We start from the raw sequence: 4,023 nt of genomic DNA on the forward strand, positions 1-4,023 counted from the left end.
GCAGGCAACCCCGGCACCCAACCCGACCGTCGCACCCCCGGCCGCCCCGGCGCCCGCCGCCGGTGCGGAGGCCCCGAGCACGGCCGCGGGGCAGCTGAGCGCTGCGGTCTCCACGGCCGAGGCGACGGTCCGGATGGCTCAGGCCGTGGCCGAGAAGGTCGCCGCCGACGTCGCGGCCCGGGTGGCCACCCAGATCAGCTCGAACGCCCTCACCAACGAGATCTCCAAGACCGTGACGCGCGCGGTGACGCTGGCGATCCAGCAGGCGCAGGCCGGCGCCGAGCTGCTGCCGGTCCCCGGCCGCAACAAGAAGAAGGACAAGGACGAGGACAAGGGCAAGAAGGGCAAGGGCAAGAAGTAGCGCCCGCGCGGCGTCCCGGGCTCAGTCCTCCAGCTGCTCGTCGCTCCAGGCCGGGTCGTTGTCCCACTGCTCGTTGCGCTCGGCGACCCGGTCGAGCGCACGGGAGGCCTCCTCGGCGGTGGTGTAGGGCCCCAGGCGGTCGGCGCTCCTGCACCCCTCGGGGCCCTCGACCGTGTGGTGCTTGAGGCAGAACCAGTACTGCGCGTCCGAGTCACTCATGTCGGTGAAACTACACTCGCGGCCGTGAGTGCTGTAGCCCCTGCCGTCATCTCCTCCCGCCGTCCGGTGCCCGCGCACATCCCCCGGCCGGAGTACGTGGACCGGCCCGCGCCCGCGCGGTACACCGGTCCGGAGGTCAAGGACGCCGAGACGATCGAGCGGATGCGGGCGGCCGGCCGGCTCGCCGCGCAGGCCCGCGACCTCGTGGGCGCGGCCATCGTGCCGGGCGTCACCACCGACGAGCTGGACCGCATCGGCCACGAGTTCCTCTGCGACCACGGCGCCTACCCCTCCACGCTGGGCTACCGCGGCTTCCCCAAGTCGCTGTGCAGCAGCGTCAACGAGGTCGTCTGCCACGGCATCCCCGACTCCCGGGTGGTGCAGGACGGCGACATCGTCAACATCGACATCACCGCCTACCTCGAGGGGGTGCACGGCGACACCAACGCGACGTTCCTCGCCGGCGACGTCGACGAGGAGTCGCGGCTCCTCGTCGAGCGCACCCGCGAGGCGCTCGACCGGGGCATCAGGGCGGTCCGCCCGGGCCGTCGCCTCAACGTCATCGGGCGGGTCATCGAGTCCTACGCCCGCCGCTTCGGCTACGGCGTGGTGCGCGACTTCACCGGGCACGGCATCGGCACGGCGTTCCACTCGGGCCTGGTGGTCCCCCACTTCGACACCGACCAGTACGACGACGTCATCGAGGTCGGCATGACCTTCACCATCGAGCCGATGCTCAACCTCGGCACCCACGAGTGGACCATGTGGGACGACGACTGGACGGTGGTCACCAAGGACCTGCGCCGCAGCGCCCAGTTCGAGCACACGCTGCTGGTGACTGCGACCGGGGCCGAGGTGCTGACCGCCTGAGCGGGGCCGACGTACGACGAGGGGCACCCGTCGCTCGCCAGGTGCCCCTCGTCGGGTGCGGGTGGTGCGGTCAGCTCACCGCGTCGAGGGCGTCGACCATGCCCTCACCGGCGTAGCTGTTGTCATCGACCGACCCGACGCAGGCCGGGCCCGTCTGGCCCTGCCGATTGGGCTGCGCCGCTGCGCACGGCTTGTCGTCGGCCTGCTCGCGCAGCCGGTCGACCATCTCGGCGGGCGTGAGCTCGGGGTGCGCCGACTTCATCAGCGCCAGGACGCCCGCCACGTGCGGGGACGCCATCGAGGTGCCGCTGTAGGCGGCGTACCCGTTGTCCTTGACGACGGTGGAGAGGATCGCTGATCCCGGGGCGCCGACGTCGATCTTGCCCAGGCCGCGGTTGGAGAACGAGGAGAGCCAGCTCTCCGTGCTGGTCGTGCTCAGCCGGGCGAACGACGACACGGTGACCACGCCGTCGAGCTCGGTCGGGATGTCCTCGCAGTCGTCGTTGATCGTGCGGGTGATCGGCGTGCTGTCGTCGGGGCTGGTGGTGTCGGTGGTGTTGTTCGACAGGTCGGTCGCGGCGTTGCCCGCGGCCGCCGCGTGCACGGTGCCCTGCCTCGTGGACCACTGCACGGCCCGGTCCACGGCCTCCTTCGCGGCGGCCTGGTCGGCCTGGTCGGAGCAGTAGTACATGAACGGGTCGACGTAGTAGCTGTTGTTGGTGACGTCCATGCCCTGCATGCCGGCCCACACGAACCCGCAGACGGCGTACTCGGGGTAGATGAACCCGGCGTCGTTGACCACCTTGACCGATGCCATCCGCACGCCCGGGGCGACTCCGACGATGCCGGTTCCGTTGCGCGCGGCGGCGACGGTGCCGGCGACGTGGGTGCCGTGGTCACTGGTGGTGGGCTGCCAGCCGGTGGCCGAGGTGTCGGGGCGCCCTGCGTCGCTGCAGTTGACGGAGTCCTCGACGTCGATGTTCGGCGCCAGGTCGGGGTGGTCGGCGTCGATGCCGCTGTCGAGGATGCCGACGACGACGTCGCGCGACCCGTCGGTGACCTGGTGGGCCTGGTCGGCCTTGATCATCCGCATGTCCCACTGCTCGGCCTCGCGCGGGTCGGGCGCGACGTCGGCCGCGGTGGCGCTTCGGAACTCGCGCTTCTCGACGTCCTGGCGCGCGGAGCGATCGGCCCTGCCCTGCTTGGCGCTCCAGGGGGCGTCGACCTCCTCGGGCGTGCCCTCTGTGACCGGCACGGTGCGGGTGGCGCCGACCGACTCGACGGCGTTGCCGCCGAGGCGGCGTACGTCGGCGCGGAAGGACGCGGTGGTGGCGTGGGCGACGACCACGCCGATCTGCGGCCAGGCCTGCACGACCTCGCCGCCGGCGCGCTCGACGGCGCGCGCGGCGAGCTGCACCTGGCCCCGGTTGGCGTGCTTGGCGTTGACGACGTAGGCGCTGATCACGCCGTCGGGGGTGGCGATGGGCACCGGGGTGGAGGGGACGTCGGCGGCCGGGGCGGCACCGGCGCCACCGCCCAGGGTGGCGACGACGGCGAGGGCCGCGGTGGCGACGAGGCCGGTCAGCGCGTGGTTGCGGGCATGGGTCAACGTACTGCTCTCCTTTGTGTGGGACTCCCGAGCCGTCCGACCGCGGGTGAGCGGGCACGGCGAAGGGCCACCCCACCACCCGTACGCCGACAGGTCAACGGTCCGCGGCGATGAACCGCTAGCATCGGCACCGCGAACGGGCTGGTCGGGCGACCGCGTTCTCCCCACGGGGAGACCGAGGAAGGTCCGGGCTCCACAGGGCGAGGTGGTGGGTAACACCCACCCGGGGCGACCCGCGGGACAGTGCCACAGAGAACAGACCGCCGCTCCTCCGGGAGCGGCAAGGGTGAAACGGCGGTGCAAGAGACCACCAGCGTCCCGGGCGACCGGGACGGCTCGGCAAACCCCACCTGGAGCAAGATCAAGAAGTCCCCGCCACGGCGGGGACGCGTGTGCGTCCGAGGGCTGCCCGCCCGAGCACACGGGTAGATCGCTGGAGGCGGCCGGCAACGGTCGTCGTAGATGGATGGTCGCCACGGCGCCCCCGGGCGTCGTACAGAACCCGGCCTACAGACCAGCCCGTTCGCGCCGAGCGCCTCGTCACCGAGCACGAGCAGGCCACCCGGCTGGACGACTCCACCGCCCGCGAGGTGTCGTGGTCGGAGCGCCACCCCGAATTTTGGGGTAATGCTGGCGACGGCTCGCCGCAACAGGTCTAGACCACGCACAATGGTCCACGTGGCCCTGCGAGGCCAGACCCAGGACTCCAGATCCCTGAGAGGGAGACGTGCGACTCACACACAAGACCATCGGCCTGACCCTGGCGGCATCCCTTGCCCTGGCGGCCCCCGTCGCCGGGATGGCACAGAGCAACGCCGCTTCCAGCTCCGCCGTGACCCTCGACCTCCAGCTCAACGAACCAGCCGGATCGACGGTGGCGAGGGACGGGTCCGGTCTCGGCCACCACGGCACGATCGGCAGCCACATCAGGATGAACGGCTCGTACGCCGACTTCGACCGCCAC

4 protein-coding genes, 1 other RNA gene and 1 pseudogene are annotated in these 4,023 nt (G+C 71.7%); 4 read left to right on the top strand and 2 right to left on the bottom strand.

The genetic code is table 11. The annotated features are described in order from the left end of the window. Window positions 1-361 (top strand): annotated as a pseudogene (locus tag QZX64_RS14620) (hypothetical protein); the annotation flags it as partial. 21 nt (window positions 362-382) lie between these two features. Here the strand turns inward: QZX64_RS14620 and QZX64_RS14625 are convergent. Then, entirely contained in the window at window positions 383-580 is a 198-nt protein-coding gene (locus QZX64_RS14625; protein WP_295661216.1) for a hypothetical protein, read from the bottom strand. A 24-nt stretch (window positions 581-604) separates the two neighbouring features. On the opposite strand from QZX64_RS14625, the gene map reads away from it, so the two are divergent. Then, the gene (gene map / locus QZX64_RS14630; RefSeq protein WP_295661218.1) at window positions 605-1,450 is read left to right on the top strand and encodes a type I methionyl aminopeptidase; all 846 of its coding nucleotides are present in this window, start codon (window positions 605-607) and stop codon (window positions 1,448-1,450) included. Window positions 1,451-1,520: 70 nt separating this feature from the next. Here map and QZX64_RS14635 read toward each other — a convergent pair whose 3' ends face one another. Further along, a complete protein-coding gene (locus QZX64_RS14635; RefSeq protein WP_295661220.1) occupies window positions 1,521-3,059 on the bottom strand; it encodes a S8 family serine peptidase in 1,539 nt (512 codons plus the stop codon). A gap of 137 nt (window positions 3,060-3,196) precedes the next feature. Here QZX64_RS14635 and rnpB point away from each other — a divergent pair. Together rnpB and QZX64_RS14645 are read left to right on the top strand one after the other, a co-directional pair. Next, window positions 3,197-3,585: RNase P RNA component class A (rnpB, locus tag QZX64_RS14640), an RNA gene on the top strand. A gap of 201 nt (window positions 3,586-3,786) precedes the next feature. Beyond that, the coding region (locus QZX64_RS14645) for a hypothetical protein (protein WP_295661222.1) at window positions 3,787-4,023 on the top strand (237 nt) is incomplete at its 3' end.

The organism is uncultured Nocardioides sp. (assembly GCF_902805925.1).
Lineage (GTDB): Bacteria > Actinomycetota > Actinomycetes > Propionibacteriales > Nocardioidaceae > Nocardioides.

Bases quoted from the DNA above. Each gene is read 5' to 3' on its own strand.
- QZX64_RS14625 (WP_295661216.1), bottom strand. From the start codon at position 580: ATGAGTGACTCGGACGCGCAGTACTGGTTCTGCCTCAAGCACCACACG.